General features: G+C 68.8%; 14 protein-coding genes. 5 read left to right on the top strand and 9 right to left on the bottom strand.

Features of this window, described 5'->3' with window-relative positions; translation table 11 throughout:
- Positions 1-85: 85 nt before the first annotated feature.
- The 8 genes from GGR16_RS23605 to GGR16_RS23570 all read right to left on the bottom strand — a co-directional run bounded on the left by GGR16_RS23605 (position 86) and on the right by GGR16_RS23570 (position 7,952).
- Positions 86-1,009 (bottom strand): DMT family transporter, encoded by a 924-nt coding sequence (locus tag GGR16_RS23605; protein WP_183318558.1) that lies wholly within the window; start codon positions 1,007-1,009, stop codon positions 86-88.
- Between the two features lie 123 nt (positions 1,010-1,132).
- Positions 1,133-1,645 carry a MarR family winged helix-turn-helix transcriptional regulator gene (locus tag GGR16_RS23600; RefSeq protein ID WP_053193274.1) on the bottom strand — a complete coding sequence of 171 codons (513 nt, stop codon included), beginning with the start codon at positions 1,643-1,645 and terminating at the stop codon, positions 1,133-1,135.
- A 102-nt stretch (positions 1,646-1,747) separates the two neighbouring features.
- Complete coding sequence (locus GGR16_RS23595; RefSeq protein WP_183318556.1) at positions 1,748-2,335, bottom strand: NAD(P)H-dependent oxidoreductase; 588 nt, start codon at positions 2,333-2,335, stop codon at positions 1,748-1,750.
- Positions 2,336-2,350: 15 nt separating this feature from the next.
- On the bottom strand, positions 2,351-3,772 hold the full coding sequence (locus GGR16_RS23590) for an FAD-binding oxidoreductase (RefSeq protein WP_183318554.1): 1,422 nt from the start codon (positions 3,770-3,772) through the stop codon (positions 2,351-2,353).
- Positions 3,769-5,127 (bottom strand): cytosine deaminase, encoded by a 1,359-nt coding sequence (locus tag GGR16_RS23585; protein ID WP_183318552.1) that lies wholly within the window; start codon positions 5,125-5,127, stop codon positions 3,769-3,771. The genes GGR16_RS23590 and GGR16_RS23585 overlap by 4 nt, the downstream gene beginning before the upstream one ends.
- A gap of 1 nt (position 5,128) precedes the next feature.
- Complete coding sequence (locus tag GGR16_RS23580) at positions 5,129-5,962, bottom strand: ABC transporter permease (RefSeq protein ID WP_246373277.1); 834 nt, start codon at positions 5,960-5,962, stop codon at positions 5,129-5,131.
- Between the two features lie 10 nt (positions 5,963-5,972).
- A complete protein-coding gene (locus GGR16_RS23575; RefSeq protein ID WP_183318550.1) occupies positions 5,973-6,779 on the bottom strand; it encodes an ABC transporter ATP-binding protein in 807 nt (268 codons plus the stop codon).
- A gap of 168 nt (positions 6,780-6,947) precedes the next feature.
- Positions 6,948-7,952 carry an ABC transporter substrate-binding protein gene (locus tag GGR16_RS23570; RefSeq protein WP_183318548.1) on the bottom strand — a complete coding sequence of 335 codons (1,005 nt, stop codon included), beginning with the start codon at positions 7,950-7,952 and terminating at the stop codon, positions 6,948-6,950.
- A gap of 228 nt (positions 7,953-8,180) precedes the next feature.
- On the opposite strand from GGR16_RS23570, the gene GGR16_RS23565 reads away from it, so the two are divergent.
- Together GGR16_RS23565 and GGR16_RS23560 are read left to right on the top strand one after the other, a co-directional pair.
- Positions 8,181-8,570: a RidA family protein gene (locus GGR16_RS23565; protein ID WP_183318546.1), complete on the top strand. Its 390-nt coding sequence runs from the start codon at positions 8,181-8,183 to the stop codon at positions 8,568-8,570.
- 38 nt (positions 8,571-8,608) lie between these two features.
- Positions 8,609-9,421, top strand: coding sequence for a creatininase family protein (locus tag GGR16_RS23560; protein ID WP_183318544.1), 813 nt, complete (start codon positions 8,609-8,611; stop codon positions 9,419-9,421).
- A gap of 256 nt (positions 9,422-9,677) precedes the next feature.
- Here the strand turns inward: GGR16_RS23560 and GGR16_RS23555 are convergent, their stop codons facing one another.
- Positions 9,678-11,258, bottom strand: coding sequence for an OpgD/OpgG family glucan biosynthesis protein (locus tag GGR16_RS23555; protein WP_053193271.1), 1,581 nt, complete (start codon positions 11,256-11,258; stop codon positions 9,678-9,680).
- A gap of 586 nt (positions 11,259-11,844) precedes the next feature.
- Between GGR16_RS23555 and GGR16_RS23550 the strand changes: the two genes are divergently transcribed.
- From GGR16_RS23550 to GGR16_RS23540, 3 genes are all read left to right on the top strand, one after another.
- Complete coding sequence (locus tag GGR16_RS23550; RefSeq protein ID WP_019404232.1) at positions 11,845-12,975, top strand: type III PLP-dependent enzyme; 1,131 nt, start codon at positions 11,845-11,847, stop codon at positions 12,973-12,975.
- 122 nt (positions 12,976-13,097) lie between these two features.
- Positions 13,098-13,664: a GNAT family N-acetyltransferase gene (locus GGR16_RS23545; protein WP_183318542.1), complete on the top strand. Its 567-nt coding sequence runs from the start codon at positions 13,098-13,100 to the stop codon at positions 13,662-13,664.
- 110 nt (positions 13,665-13,774) lie between these two features.
- Positions 13,775-15,205, top strand: a complete 1,431-nt coding sequence (locus GGR16_RS23540) for a homospermidine synthase (protein ID WP_183318540.1) — start codon at positions 13,775-13,777, stop codon at positions 15,203-15,205.
- The last annotated feature ends 43 nt before the right edge of the window (positions 15,206-15,248 follow it).

Genomic DNA, 15,248 nt, shown 5'->3' with positions numbered 1-15,248 from the left:
AAGGACGCATTTTCAATCGAATTAAGTCAAGGGGCCATTTGAGGAATCGACTTTTTGCGTCGTGGCACGCGAGCAAAGACCGGCCTCAGCCCGCAGCCTGGCTCGGCGGAGCCTTCCGCACGCGCTCGCGGTAGAGCAGATAGAGGCCGGACATGACGACGATGCCGGCGCCGGCGAGCGTCCATCCATCCGGCACGTCGCCGAAGACGATGAGGCCGAGCGCGATCATCCACACGATCTGCGTATAGATGAAGGGGGCGAGAATCGGGGCCGGGGCGCGCCGGTGCGCGAGAATCAGCATCCAGTGCCCGAGGGCGCCGAAGGCGCCGACGGCGAACATGATGAGCCAGACCATCGCCGAGGCGGGCGCCGACCAGACGAAGGGAATGATCGGCGTCGTCAGCGCCACCCCGGCGAAGCCGGAATAGACCATCGTCGTCTCGGACGAATCATGGGCGGCGAGGACGCGCGTGGCGATGCTGTAGAGGGCATAGCAAAAGGCGCCGGCGACGGAGAGCAGCGCGGCCGGATGCAGCCCGCCGATGCCCGGCCGCGTGACGACGAGGACGCCGATGAAGCCGACGCCGATGGCGGCGAGGCGTCGCGGCCCCGCCCATTCGCCGAGGAGCGGGCCGGCAATGAGCGCGACGATGAGCGGTGTCGAGAAGAGGATCGACATCGTCTCGACGAGCTGCAGATAGCGCAGGGCGAAGAAGTTGAGGATCGTCGACAGGAAGAGCAGCAGCGAGCGCGCCACCTGCAGCGCGAGCCGGTTCGTCTTGAGAACGCCGGGATGCGTGGCGGGGTTGATGAGCGCCGTGACGAAGATGATGCTGCCGATATAGCGTACCCACACCGTCTGGATCGGATCCATGTAGCGGTTGAGCCACTTGGCGCTGGTGTCGAGGCAGGCGAAGCACAGGAGGGCCCCGCACATCAGGGCGATCGCGACGAGCCGGTCCTTGCGCGCCTTCTCATCCGCCGCTTCGAGCGAGGCCTGCGACGTCATCCTGCCGATTTCAACCGTTTTGAACGAGCCATGCCCGACGCTAGACGAGGTGCGGGCGAAGAGCGAGTCGTCCCCCCGCAAGGCTCCCCTGCGCCTTGTGCGGTGCTGTGATGATGCGGGCACTCAGCCGACGGAGGCGATCGCGGGCGCGTCCTCGATGTCGTCGGCGTCCGGGTCCTCGTCGAGGCTCTCGCCCTCGTCGGACGTGCTGCCGGCGAGGTTCTTGGCAGCCTTGCGCAGGAGCTTGCGCAGGCGCTTGCGGTCCTTGTTGTCGAAGCCCTGCAGCAGTTCGTCCTCCACCTCGTTCCAGAGGTTGTCGATCGAGGCGGCGCGGCGGGCGCCTTCCTCGGTCAGCCTGACGACGACGATGCGGGCGTCGCCCGGCTCGGTGGCGCGCTGGACGAGCCCCTGGGCCGCAAGGCGGGCGATGGTCTTGGAGGCGGTGGGCGGCTTGACGCGCAGGAGGCCGGCGAGCTCACCCATGGTCAGCGTCTTGCCGCCGACGAGGGCCTGGAGCACCTGCTCCTGGCCCGGGAACAGGCCGAGGCCGTTGAGCCGCTCGCCGACGCGCGTGCGGTGGAGGCGGGCCGCGTGGACAAGTGCCCACCCGACACTCTTGGCGACCGGGTGCTTCATTGCGGGCCTCGAACAGTTTCGCTCATCGAAGGGCTTGCCTTGCCGTCGAAATAATGACCGGCAGGCCGTGACACTTCAATGACGGCCTGAGCCTATCGTCGGTCAGACACGGCCGAGGACGCGCGAAACCCTGGCGAGAAAGCGCCGGCGCTCGTCCGCCGTCACGGTGTCCATGCCGTGCAGGCCGAGCCAGAGGCGCTTGCACCTGAGGCCGCACAGGGCGCCGATGCCGGTCAGCAGCATGCGCCGGCCTGGCATGCCCATGAACCACCACCACCAGCGCGGGCTGCCGAGAGTGGAGACGACGGCGAGAAAGCGGATGTGGCCCATGGTGCCGAGGGTCGTCTTGCCGCGCTCAGGCATGCGGAAGGTGGCGTGCGGCACGAAGACGCGATCGAGCCAGCCCTTCAGCATCGCCGGCGGCCCGTACCACCAGGTGGGGTGGACGAAGACGAGGCCCTCCGCCCAGCGCAGCAGGGCGAGATGGCCGGCGACCGGCTCCTCGTTGGTGCCGGGCGTATGATAGCCGCGGCGCTCGTCCGCGCTCATCACCGGGTCGAAGCCTTCGGCGTAGAGGTCGAGCAGGCGCACGTCGTGGCCCCGGCCCGACAGGGTGGCGAGGGCGGTGTCGCGCACCGCCGCGGTGAAGCTCTCCGCGCAGGGATGGCAGTAGACGAGGAGGATGCGCATCGCTGCCGCCCGGCGTCAGGCGGCGCGGTCGGCGAGGCCCGGGAAGAGGTAGGTCTTGCCCGCCGTGTAGTCGTAGTCCGGGTTCTCCCAGGCGATCATCTTGCCGGGGTTGAGGAGGCCCCGCGGGTCGGCCTCGCGCTTGAAGGCGAGCTGCACGGCATCGGTCTGCTTCATGCCGCCTTCCTCCAGCGTGTAGCGATGCGGATTGAACACCGGCACGCCCATGTCCTCGTGGATGCGGATGATCTCGTCGAGGCGCTCCTCGCTGGTGAAGCGCACGAGCGGCAGGCCGAAGCAGGTGATCTTGCCGTCGAAGCGGACGAATTCGAGATGGGCCGTCACCTCGTCGCCGAAGCGCTCGTGGGCCTTCTCGACGAGGCCGAGCTGGTTCGGGAAGGGATAGAGCGTCTGCAGATAGGTGATGCTCGGGTCGATGCGCAGGGCGCGCAGCGTCGTGTGGTTCCAGGCGAGCTCGAAGGCGGGCGGCAGGCCGCGCAGCTCCTCGGGGCTCATCACGTCCTGGCGGAAGAGCACCTCCGCCCCGGCGAAGCGGCGGGTGAAGGCGAGGGTGGCGTCGAGCGCGTGCTCCGCCACCATGACGACGGCGATGTGCTTCTCGCGCGGCAGGAACTTCTGGTGGCGCAGGAAGACGTCGTGCGGCACCGGCGCGGCGATGACGGCGAGCTCCTTCAGGAGGAGCCCGTCCTGCTCGCCGAGGGCATTGGCATAAGCCGCGGCCCCCGCCAGCGTGTCGAAGCCGACGATGAGGTCAACCCAGGTGTAGGCCGGCGCCAGCGGCACGGAGACCTCCGTGATGATGCCGTTGGTGCCGTAGGCATGGGCCACCTTGTGCAGGTCGTCGCCCGTGAGCGTCAGGATGCGCGGGCTCGCCTCCATGGTCGCGACCTTGAGCGAGAGGACGTTGCCGGCATCGCGCAGGCCACCCCAGCGGATGGAGCCGACGCCGCCCGAGCCGCCGGCGATGAAGCCGCCGAGAGAGGCGGTGGCATAGGTGGACGGGAAGAGGCGCAGCTCCTGCCCGGAATGGGGGCGGGTCTGCCGGTCGATCTTGGCGAGCATGGCGCCGGGCTCGGCCACGAGGCGCCCGGAGCTGATCTCCTTGACCTTGTCCATGCCCGACATGTCGAGGACGATACCGCCGGAGAGCGGCATGGCCTGGCCGTAGTTGCCGGTACCGGTGCCGCGCGGCGTGACCGGGATGCCGAGCTCGTAGGCGGCGGCGAGCACGCGCAGCACCTCGCTCTCGCTCGCGGGCGAGACGAGGATGTCGCCGGTGACGTTCTCGAGCTGGCGCTTGAGGGTCGGCGAATACCAGAAGAAGTCGCGGCTCTTCTGGCGCACGAGGGCCGGGTTGTCCTCGGTCTTGATGCCCTCGATGCGGCTCTTCAGCCCCTCGATGTCGTAGCGGTGGGTCATCGGTCCTGTCCCTCTCGTTGCGCTGCGACCAGCCGGTCGAGTTCGCGATAGTCCGGCAAGGCCTCGTCGATGGCCCGGCCGGCGACGACGACCACGCGGTCCGCCTGCGGCCGTGCCAGAAGTTCCGTCCAGCTGCGCGCCCGCGTCACGACAAGGTCGGCCGTGCCACCCTCGGCGAGCCGGCCCGCGTCGGCGAGGCGCATCACGTCGCCCGGCGTCGTCGTCACCGCCGCGATCCAGTCGTCGCCATTGTGGTCGAGATGGGCGATGCGCGTCGCTTCGCGGAAGACCTCGACCATGTCGAGGTCGCCATAGGCGTAGAAGGGATCGCGCGTGTTGTCGCTCGCCACCATCACCGGCACTCCGGCGGCCTTCAGCTCGTGCAGGGGCGCGACGCCGCGCCAGCGTGGCGTGCGTCCCGGGCGGCGATCCTGGAGGTACATGTTGCACATCGGCAGCGAGACCACGGCAATGCCGGCTTCGCCCAGCTTGTCGATAACGCGCGCGGCATCGGTTTCGTTCTGCAGGGCGAGCGAGCAGCAATGGCCGGCGAGGATGCGGCCCTTGAAGCGGTGGCGCAGGGCGGCGTCGGCGATGCGCTCGAGGCTGCGCGCCTCGGGGGCGTCGCTCTCGTCGACGTGGAAGTCGAGGTCGAGGCCGTTGGCCGCGGCGGCCATGAAGATGCGGTCGAGGGCAAGGTCGAGCGCCGCATCGGGTGCCGCCCCGAGGAAGGTGACGCCGCCGAGGACGCCGCCATGACGGGCGACGGTGGCGACAATGTCGCGGAACTGCGGCTCGTCGCCGGTGACGATGTCGCAGGTGAAGAGTGCGGTCGCCTGCAGGGTGATGCGCCCCTTCCACGCCTCGCGCATCTCGGCGAAGACCGGCCAGGAGATGGCGGTCTGCGGCCCGAGCGAATCGAGATGCGTGCGCACGGCGCCCGTGCCGTGGGCGAGGGCGCAGCGCAGGGCGAAGTCCATGCGGGCGGCGACGTCCTCGGCGCTCCAGAAGGCGATGCGATCCCGCCCGGCGCTGTCGAGCGCGCCCATGAAGCTGCCGTCGGGGTTCGGCGTGCGCGGCCAGATGTGACCCTTGTCGAGATGGGTGTGCACGTCGACGAGGCGCGGCAGGACGATGCCGCCGTCGAGGTCGACCCGCGCCGGTGCGGGCGCCGTCTCCTCGCCGCCGGCAGGAGCGATCCGCGTGATGCGGCCGTCGGCTACGTGGATGTCGCAGCGCACGAGCCCCTCGACGGCGCTGCGTACGGCCGCCGCGGGCAGCACCGCCGCCGGCACCGTGGCGTCGGCGAGCACGAAAGCCGGAGCGTCGGGGAGCGGAAGGAAGCCGCGGCTCACCTCAGGCCTCCCGCTTGCGGGCGCTCTCGTGCCAGCGGTGCAGCAGGAGATGACTGAGGGCCGTGAAGAGGAGGAAGATGAGGATGCCCGCCACCGAGATCAGGAAGAGCGCGGCGAACATGCGCGGGATATTGAGCCGGTAGCCCGATTCGATGATGCGGAAGGCAAGGCCCGAGCCCTGGCCCGCCGTGCCGGCGGCGATCTCGGCGACGATGGCGCCGATCAGCGCCAGCCCGCCGCCGATGCGCAGCCCGCCGAGGAAATAGGGCAGGGCGGCCGGCAGGCGCAGGTAGACGAGCTGCTTGAAGCGCGAGGCGCCGTAGAGGTCGAAGAGGTCGCGCAGGTTGTGATCCGCCGAGGCGAGCCCGAGCGCGGTGTTCGACAGGATGGGGAAGAAGGCGACGAGGAAGGCGCAGACGAGCACGGCGGTGCCCGGCTCGAGATAGATGAGCAGCAGCGGCGCGATGGCGACGATCGGCGTCACCTGCAGGATCACCGCGAAGGGGAAGAAGGACAGTTCGATCCAGCGCGACTGGGCGAAGAGGATGGCGAGCAGGACGCCCCCGACGACGGCGGCGAACAGCGCGAGAAAGGTGATGCGCAGCGTCACGAGCAGCGAGCCGAACAGCACCGGCCAGTCCTTGACGAGCGTCGCCGCGATCTGCGACGGCGCCGGCAGGATGTAGGGCGGGATCTCGTTGAGGTGCACCACCGCCTCCCAGCCGGCGACGGCGAGGAGGAGGATCGCGACCGGCAGGAGGATGGCGGCGAGGCGCGCCGCATTCATGCGCGAGGGGCCGGAGGTTGCGGGCGTATCGTCTGTCGAGGCGCTCATCGTGGCCCTGCTAGAGATGGTCGTCGGGCGCCATGGCGCCGTGCAGGGCGGCCGAGGCCTCGCGGCACAGTTCGGCATAGCGCGGCGTGGCGCGGAAGCTCTCGCTGCGCGGCATCGGCGCGTCGACGTCGATCGTCGAGACGACGCGGCCCGGGCGCGCCGCCATCACCACGATGCGGCTCGACATGTAGACGCTCTCGTAGACTGAATGGGTGACGAAGACGACCGTGCAGCCGAGCTCGGCCTTGAGGCGCAGGAGGTCGTCGTTGAGCTTGAAGCGGGTGATCTCGTCGAGCGCCGCGAAGGGCTCGTCCATCAGGAGGATGGAGGGCTTCGTCGCCAGCGCGCGGGCGATGGAGACGCGCATCTTCATGCCGCCGGACAATTCGCGCGGATAGGCGCCGGCAAAGCTCGCGAGACCGACGAGCGCGAGGCTGTCGCGGATCACCGCATCCGCCTTCGCCCGGGAAACGCCCTTGAGGCGCAGGGGCAGCCAGACGTTGTCGGCCACCGTCGCCCAGGGCATGAGCGTCGGCTCCTGAAAGACGAAGCCGATGTCGCCGCGGTGCTCGCCGGGATCGTGGCGGGCGATGGAGACCTCGCCGCGCGTCGCCCGGCCGAGGCCGGCCATCAGCCGCAGCGCCGTCGACTTGCCGCAGCCCGATGGCCCGAGCAGCGACAGGAACTCGCCCGGGAAGACGTCGAGATCGAGGTTCTCGAGCGCCACCGTGCCGTTGGAGAACGTCTTGCCGACCCCGCTGAGGGACACGACCGGTTCCCGGTCCGCGAGGGTCGGCGACAGCGAAGCGAGCGTCATTGGGTCTCGAGCGTCGTTGGATCTCATGCCGCCGGGCGGCATGCCGCGCATTCGTCTCGGCGTCGATTGCGTCAGTGCTTGCACTCCCCGCCCCGGCGCGTCAACCGCCCGGGGCGAGCCGTTGCCGGTTTCCCGGCCGCATCCTGTTCCCGTCGGTTCAGGTCCCGATCAATTCTTGGGCTTGAGGTCGAGGCCAACGCCCTTGTTCACGAACTGAAGGGTGTAGCTCTTCTTGTAGTCGAGGTCCGCCGGCACGACGCCGGCCTTCACCATCTTGTCGAAGAAGTCCTTCATGCGCTCATCGGTCATCGCGCCGATGCCCTTCTCGGCCGCGTCGCCCGAATCGACGATGCCGTATTCCTTCATCTTGGCGATGGAATAGGCGATCTGCTCGTCGGTCATCTCCGGGTTGTCGCGCTTGATGGCCTCGTTGGCCTTGGCGTTGTCGCCGTAGAGGTAATTGTACCAGCCGATGGCCGAGGCATCGACGAAGCGCTGCACGAGATCGGGGTTCTTCTCGACGAGGTCGCGGCGCGTCTCGACGGTCGTCGCATAGGTCGAGAAGCCGTAGTCGGCGAGCAGGAAGACGTTGGGCTTGAAGCCGGCCTCGCGCTCGACGGCGAGCGGCTCGGAGGTGAGGTAGCCCTGCTGGCCCGCCTTCTTGTCCGCGATGAAGGGGGCGGCGTTGTAGTTGTAGGGGCGGACCTGGCTCTCGTTGAAGCCGTACTGGGTCACCATCCACTGGTAGAAGGAGGCGAGGCCCTCCTTGGAGATCAGCAGCGTGGCGCCCTTGAGGTCCTCCCACTTGTCCATACCGGGGTGGGAGATGATGACCTGCGGGTCCTTCTGGAAATGGGCGGCGACGATGAGGGTCGGGATGTTCTCCTGGACGGCCGAGAAGGCCTGGATCATGTTGCCGCCCATGTAGAAGTCGAGCTTGCCGACCGGCAGCAGCATGCGGTTGTTGGACTGCGGCCCGCCGGGGACGATCTCGACGTCGAGGCCGTATTTCTCGTAGGTGCCGTCGACGAGGGCCTGGTAGTAGCCGCCGTGCTCGGCCTGGGCGACCCAGTTGGTGCCGAAGCGTACCTTGTCGAGCGCCTCTGCGCCGCCCGTTGCCGCGAGCATGGCCAAGGCCGTCACACCTGCCGCCAGTGCCTTTGAACCGATCATGCGCTGCCTCCCTCTTGCGCAGCCTTCCAGCGAAGATGCCTGTTGTGCGATGCCAGCGCGCCGGTTGGCAAGGTTCAACGGCGATCCGGGCACGGCGCTGGCAAGACCCGTGCCGGACGGCGAGGCGGCGGTCCCGCCCGGCGCATGGCGCCCTTCCCATTCGGGCGTTGCCGTGATGCGGCGCGTCCGCGATGGTGTGGCAAGTCTCCGAGCAACGGACGGACAAGAATGAACAAGGCCCTTAGCCCGGCGGGTGTCCGCCCGCCCTTCGCCCGCTACAGCCATGCCGTCGAGGTGCAGGCCGGCAGCCGCATGCTGTTCGCTTCCGGCCAGCTCGGCATCAGCGTCAACGACGAGGTGCCGGACGATGCCGGCGCCCAGGCCGAGCTGTGCTTCCGCGCCATCGGCGCGATCCTGGCCGAGGCGGATATGGATTTCGGCGACATCGTGCGCATCAGCGCCTATGTCACCGACAGGGCCTTCATGAAGGCCTATATGGAGGTGCGCGACCGATTCGTGCGCGAGCCGCCGCCGGCCTCAACGCTGATGATCGTCTCCGGCTTCACGCGCGAGGAGTTCAAGGTGGAGGTGGAGATCATCGCCGCCGCCAAGGGCTGACGCCGGGCTGACATTCCGCAAGCCGAGGACCTGCCGCCATGTTCCCCTCCCGCTACTGGATCGACCTGACGAGCGACGATTTCCGCCGGCTGCCCATGGGCGAGGCGATCGCCGTGCTGCCGGTCGCTGCTGTCGAGCAGCACGGCCCGCACCTGCCGGTCGGCGTCGATACCCATATCATGCAGGGCTATCTCGACGCGGTGGCGCGGCGGCTGCCCGACGATCTGCCTGTGCTCTTCCTGCCGGTGCAGGCGGTCGGCAAGTCGAACGAGCATCTCGCCTATCCGGGCACGCTCACTTTATCGGCCGAGACGGCGATGCGGGCCTGGACGGAGATCGGTCAGAGCATCGCCCGGGCCGGCTGCCGCAAGCTCGTCATTGTCAACTCGCACGGCGGCAACGTCGCCATCATCGACATCGTGGGCCGCGAGCTGCGCGTTGCCCACGACATGCTGGTGGTCTCGGCCTCCTGGCACCGTTTCGGCTATCCCGACCTCTTCGCCGCGCGCGAACTGAGGCACGGCATCCATGCGGGCGAGGTGGAGACCTCGCTGATGCTCGCCTTCCGGCCCGATACCGTGCGCATGGACAAGGCCGAGAACTTCGAGCCGCGCTCGCTCGCCATGGAGCAGCGCTATCGCCACATCGGCATCGGGACGGCGACGTCCTTCGGCTGGATGAGCCAGGACCTGCACGAGGCCGGCGCCATGGGCGACGCCGCGAGCGCCAGCCGCGAGAAGGGCGAGGCCTGCGCCATCCACGGCGCCGAGGCCTTCATCGCCATGCTGCGCGAAGTGGCGGACTGCCCGCCGCCGCAGCCGTGGCGGGACGGGAAGACCGGTCTGGCTTGAGCGCGGACAGAGACGAGGGAGCAGCCTGTCCTCCTCCTCCCACGAAGTGGCGGGGAGGGGCTAGGGGTGGGCGGCGGTGCCGCCTGCAGGCGGCAGCCCGTCATTCTCCGGCCATCGTCCCGACCTTGGCAGCACCGACGATAGGTGACCAGCCAGCGGCACTGCCCCCAACCCCGGCCCTCCCCTTCGCAAGGGGGGAGGGGGATAGTGCACCCGGCTCACGCTCGTTGGTTCCCAGAGCGCCCGAAAAAGTCCCTTACTGGCTCGACCAGGGATAGATCCAGGTCTCGGTCAGCGCCTTGTCGCCGGCGCGCAGGAAGGCGCGCACGTCGCCCGTCTGGCCTTCCGGCACCTCGATGTCGATGGAGGCGCGGAAGCCGCCGATGGCCGGGTTCGGCAGCACGAAGGCGCGCGTGACCTGGCCGGCCGAGAGGCTGGCGTCGACCTGCACCAGCTGCGGATCGCCGAGATAATAGGGCAGGTCGTCGCCGTTGAAGTCGACGAGATAGCGCCGCGCCCCCGCGGGCACCGGCTCGTTCGAGCCGTGGGCCTTCGGCACCGTGACGAAGGTGTTGAGCACCTTGCCGCCGGTGTGCATCTCCGTCTCCCGGTCGAGGGCGGTGATGCGGTAGCCGAAGGTCAGTTCCTGCCCGCGATCCGGCGCCTGCTGGGGGATCCATGCGGCGACGATGTTGTCGTTCGTCTCGTCGCCGGTGGGCAGCTCGATGAGCTCCACATGGCCGTCGCCCCAGTCGCCGCGCGGCTCGATCCAGTAGCTGGGACGCGTCTGGTAGTGGAGGTCGAGATCCTGGTAGTGCGAGAAATGCCTGTCGCGCTGCATCAGGCCGAAGCCGCGCGGGTTCTTCTCGACGAAAGCCGCGATGGAGGGCCGCGTGGGATTGCGCAGCGGTCGCCAGATCCACTCGCCCGAGCCGGAATGGATGAGCAGGCCGTCCGAATCATGCAGCTCCGGCCGGTAGCCCGTGTCGAGGTGGCGGTCGTTCTCGCCCGAGAAGAACATCGAGGTCAGCGGCGCGATGCCGAGCTTCGGGATGCTGGTGCGCGGGAACAGCGTCGCCGTCACGTCGAGGACGCTTTGCGCCGAGGGATAGAGGTGGAACTGGAAGGCGCCGGCGATCGAGGGGCTGTCGAGCAGGGCGTAGATCGTGGCGCGTTCGGCATCGGCCTCCGGGTTCTCGACCCAGAACTCGCGGAAGACGGGAAATTCCTCGGGCTCCCCGCCCGCGTTGATCGCGAGCCCGCGTGCCGAAAGCCCGTAGTGCTGGTTGCGGCCGAGGAAGCGGAAATAGCTCGCGCCGAGGAACGAGATGACCTCGTCGAGCACCTTCGGGTTGTTGAGCGGATAGTGCAGGCGAAAGCCCGCGAAGCCCGTGTTCACCGGCAGCGGCTTGTCGAGCTTGGTGCGGCCGTAGTCGAACATCTGGGCGGAGAAGGGCACCGGCGTCGGCACGCCTTCGCGGATGACGTTGATCGTCACCGGCTGGCGGAAGAGGAAGCCGGGGTGGAAAAGCTGCATGCGGAAGGGCCCGCCGCTCTGGGCGAGCAGGGCCTTGTCCGGCCGGAAGCGGATGTCGCGGTAGGCATCGAAGTCGAGCTTGGCCAGCACGTCGGCCACGGCGCTCGCCGGCCGCTCGTAGGGCAGGGAGCCGAGATCGCGCGCGCGGCGAACGACATCCTCGAAGCCGAAGGGCGGGCGGGTCTGCGGGCCGCGGGCGGAGGGGTCGACCTGCTGGGCGAGGGCGGCCCGCGGCATCAGGGAGGCGGCGGCGGTGGCCGTGGCGGCGATCTTGAGAAGGGTGCGGCGGTCCATCGTCATCTGCTGCGCTTTTCTGGTCCTCGTCCCGTGGGAACAACGACGCCGGAACGATGCCATTCCGACCTTTAAGATCCCATCAATCCGCCCATGCGGCAGCATCAAGGCGGGGCTGCGCTGAGGGCACGAAATTTTTCGACATTTTTGCACGCTTCGGGTCTTGAGAGAGGCGGGCAACGATACTATTAAACGCATGCCCAATTTCGCACGTGCCTGTGGTCGCGTGCCAGTCGGTGGGCATCCGGACAAGAGGCCGGACAGCCGCCCGAAGCGCCAGCGCTTCGAACACTTGACTGGCAGCCGGAGGCGAAACCGGCGCACTCCGCTCTCCGCGGGGGACGCGGCTTAAAGCAACGACGGAACGGGCTTTTTTGGTCTCTACCGACCCTCCAAAGGTCGGCTCGGGCTACCGAAGAGGCTTGTCCATCATTGCCAGGCGTGCGGAAGGCATTCCTTCCAAAGCGTAGGCAGCACGTTCGGGTGTGAAACCCCTCGTCGTCGTCACGTCTCCACAGCGTGGCGGCGCAGGCTATCGCATCCGTGTCATGCCGGGCGGTTTCGCCCCCTGTTGAGCTTTGGGAGCAGGTCGATGACCGAGCGCATCCGCGAATTTCTGCGCAACCGACGAGAGGATGGTCCCTGCCTCGTGGTGGACCTCGACGTCGTGCGCGACAACTACCTCGATTTTGCGCGCGCGCTGCCGGACACGCGCGTGTTCTATGCCGTCAAGGCCAACCCCTCGCCGGAGGTGCTGACGCTGCTCGCCGGCCTCGGCTCGTGCTTCGATACGGCGTCCGTCGCCGAGATCGAGATGGCCATGGCCGCCGGCGCGACGCCGGACCGCATCTCCTTCGGCAACACCATCAAGAAGGAGCGCGACATCGCGCGCGCCTTCGCGCTCGGTGTGCGCCTCTATGCCGTGGACTGCACGGACGAGGTGGAGAAGGTCGCCCGCGCCGCCCCCGGTGCCAGGGTCTTCTGCCGCATCCTGTGCGACGGCGCGGGTGCGGAATGGCCGCTGTCGCGCAAGTTCGGCTGCGAGCCCTCGCTCGCCGTCGACGTGCTGGAGCACGCCCACCGCCTCGGCCTCGAGGCCTATGGCGTGTCCTTCCACGTCGGGTCGCAGCAGGGCAACACCGAGGCCTGGGACCAGGCGCTCGCCTCGGCGGCCGGCATCTTCCGCGAGTGCGCGGAGCGTGGCATCAGCCTGTCGATGGTCAACCTCGGCGGCGGCTTCCCGACGCGCTACCTCAGGGACGTGCCGGCGGTCGAGGCCTATGGCTCGTCGATCTTCCAGGCGCTGTGCCGCCACTTCGGCAACGCGATCCCGGAGACGATCATCGAGCCGGGCCGCGGCATGGTCGGCAATGCCGGCATCATCGAGGCCGAGGTCGTGCTCATCTCGAAGAAGAGCGCGAGCGACGAGGTGCGCTGGGTCTATCTCGACATCGGCAAGTTCGGCGGCCTCGCCGAGACGATGGACGAGGCGATCCGCTACCCCATCCGCACGCCGCGCGACGGCGATGCGGTGGAGCCTTGCGTGCTCGCCGGGCCGACGTGCGATTCCGCCGACGTGCTCTACGAGAAGGTGCCCTATCCGTTGCCGGTCAGCCTGTCGATCGGCGACAAGGTGCTGATCGAGGGCACGGGCGCCTATACGACGACCTATTCGGCGGTCGCGTTCAACGGCTTCCCGCCGCTGAAGGCCTATCACATCTGAGCCGCGGCCCGTCTGGGTCCCGGCTCCGCCATCGTCGGGAGCCGGGCGGCCGGCTCCCCTTCCTCACGAAGCAACGCAGGTTGCACGGAACGTCCCGCCCGCGGGACGGGGAAGGCATTGCCATGATCATCGGGAAAGAAGAGCCGCGCGACATCGCGGCACGCGAGGCGCTGCTCGACGAGGCCTTCGGGGCGGCGCGTTTCACGAAGACGTCGGAGCGCCTGCGCGAAGGGCGCCTGCCGGCCGAGGGGCTCGCCTTTGCCGCGCGCGAGGGCGGGCGGCTCGTCGGCACCCTGCGCCTGTGGCACGTCACGGCCGGTCCGTCACGGCCGGCGCTCATGCTCGGCCCGCTCGCGGTGGCGGCGGACATGCGCTCGGCCGGCGTCGGCGGCGCGCTGATGCGCCGCGCCATCGCCGATGCGGCCGATCTCGGCCACGGCGCCATCCTGCTCGTGGGCGATGCGCCCTATTATGCGCGCTTCGGGTTCTCGGCGGCGCAGACGGGCGGCCTGTGGCTGCCCGGCCCCTTCGCGCGCGAGCGCTTCCTCGGGCTCGAACTCGCCCCCGGCGTGCTGGCCGGGGCGCGCGGCCTCGTCTCACCGACCGGGCTTCCTGCGGCCCTGCCCGACCTCGGCCAGCTCGTCGCCGCGGCGCACGAAGCCGGCAAGGGATACGCCCGGGCGGCCTGATTCCTGCTTTTCCGATTGACTGCGCCGCACGGACACGCATTCGTGCGGTCGCAGCCGTTTTGTCCGTCCCGCCCGCGGGACATCACCCGCCAGCCCAGGAGAGTGAAGAGATGACCGACTGGCCCGTGCATGCCCGCTTCGACGGCCCCATCGTCATGATCGGCTTCGGTTCCATCGGCAAGGGCACCCTGCCGTTGATCGAACGCCACATCGCCCATGACCGCTCGAAATTCGTGGTCATCGATCCCGATGCCAAGAACCGCGGCGTGCTCGACGAGCGCGGCATCCGCTTCATCAACGAGGCGATCACGCGCGAGAACTTCGACCATCTCCTCAAGCCGCTGCTGACGGCCGGGCCGGGACCAGGTTTCCTCGTCAACCTGTCGGTCGAGGTGTCGTCGACCGAGATGATGCGCCTCGCGCGCGAGTGCGACGCCTTCTACGTCGACACCGTGGCCGAGCCCTGGGCCGGCTTCTACACGGACCCGCGCCTCACGGTCTCGCAGCGCTCCAACTACGCCCTGCGCGAGTCGGTGCTCGACATGAAGAGTGCGCTCGGCCCGGGCCGCACGGCCGTGAACTGCTGCGGCGCCAATCCCGGCATGGTGTCCTGGCTGGTCAAGCAGGCGCTCCTCAACCTCGCCGCCGACCTCGGCCTCGACGAGCCCGAGCCGGCGAGCCGGGAGGAATGGGCGCAGCTGATGATGAAGGCCGGCGTCAAGGGCATCCATGTCGCCGAGCGCGACACCCAGCGCGCGAAGAAGCCCAAGGAACGCGGCACCTTCGTCAACACCTGGTCGGTCGACGGCTTCATCGCCGAGGGCCTGCAGCCGGCCGAGCTCGGCTGGGGCACGCACGAGAAGACGCTGCCGCCCGAGGGACGCGGCCACGATTTCGGCTGCGGCGCCGGCATCTATCTCATGCGCCCCGGCGCGGGCACGCGCGTGCGCTCATGGACGCCCACGGCCGAGGCCCAGCACGGCTGGCTCATCACCCACAACGAGGCGATCTCCATCGCCGATTACTTCACCGCCCGCGAGGGCGGGAAGGTGGTCTATCGCCCGACCTGCCACTACGCCTATCACCCCTGCGACGACGCCGTGCTGTCGCTGCACGAGATGGCGGGCGGCCAGTGGAAGATCCAGGACGTGTGGCACATCCTCGACGAGGAGGAGATCGTCGACGGCATCGACGAACTGGGCGTGCTGCTCTACGGCCATGCGCGCAACGCCTATTGGTACGGCTCGCAGCTCTCCGTCGAGGAGACGCGGCGCCTCGCGCCCTACCAGAACGCGACCGGCCTGCAGGTGACCTCGGCCGTGCTCGCCGGCATGGTCTGGGCGCTCGAGAACCCGGACCGCGGCGTGGTCGAGGCCGACGAGATGGACTTCCGCCGCTGCCTCGAGGTGCAGCGGCCCTATCTCGGCCCGGTCGTCGGCCGCTATACGGACTGGACGCCGCTCCAGGACCGGGGCGTCCTCTTCCCTGAGGACGTCGACCACGACGATCCCTGGCAGTTCAAGAACGTCATCGTGCGCTGAGGCGGGGCCGACAGGCCCTCGTTTCCGCTTCGACAGCAGCAAG

Source organism: Chelatococcus caeni (genome assembly GCF_014196925.1).
GTDB lineage: Bacteria > Pseudomonadota > Alphaproteobacteria > Rhizobiales > Beijerinckiaceae > Chelatococcus_A > Chelatococcus_A caeni.
The sequence above is the reverse complement of the archived record's forward strand: the minus strand, read 5'-3'. Positions and strand labels throughout refer to the sequence as shown.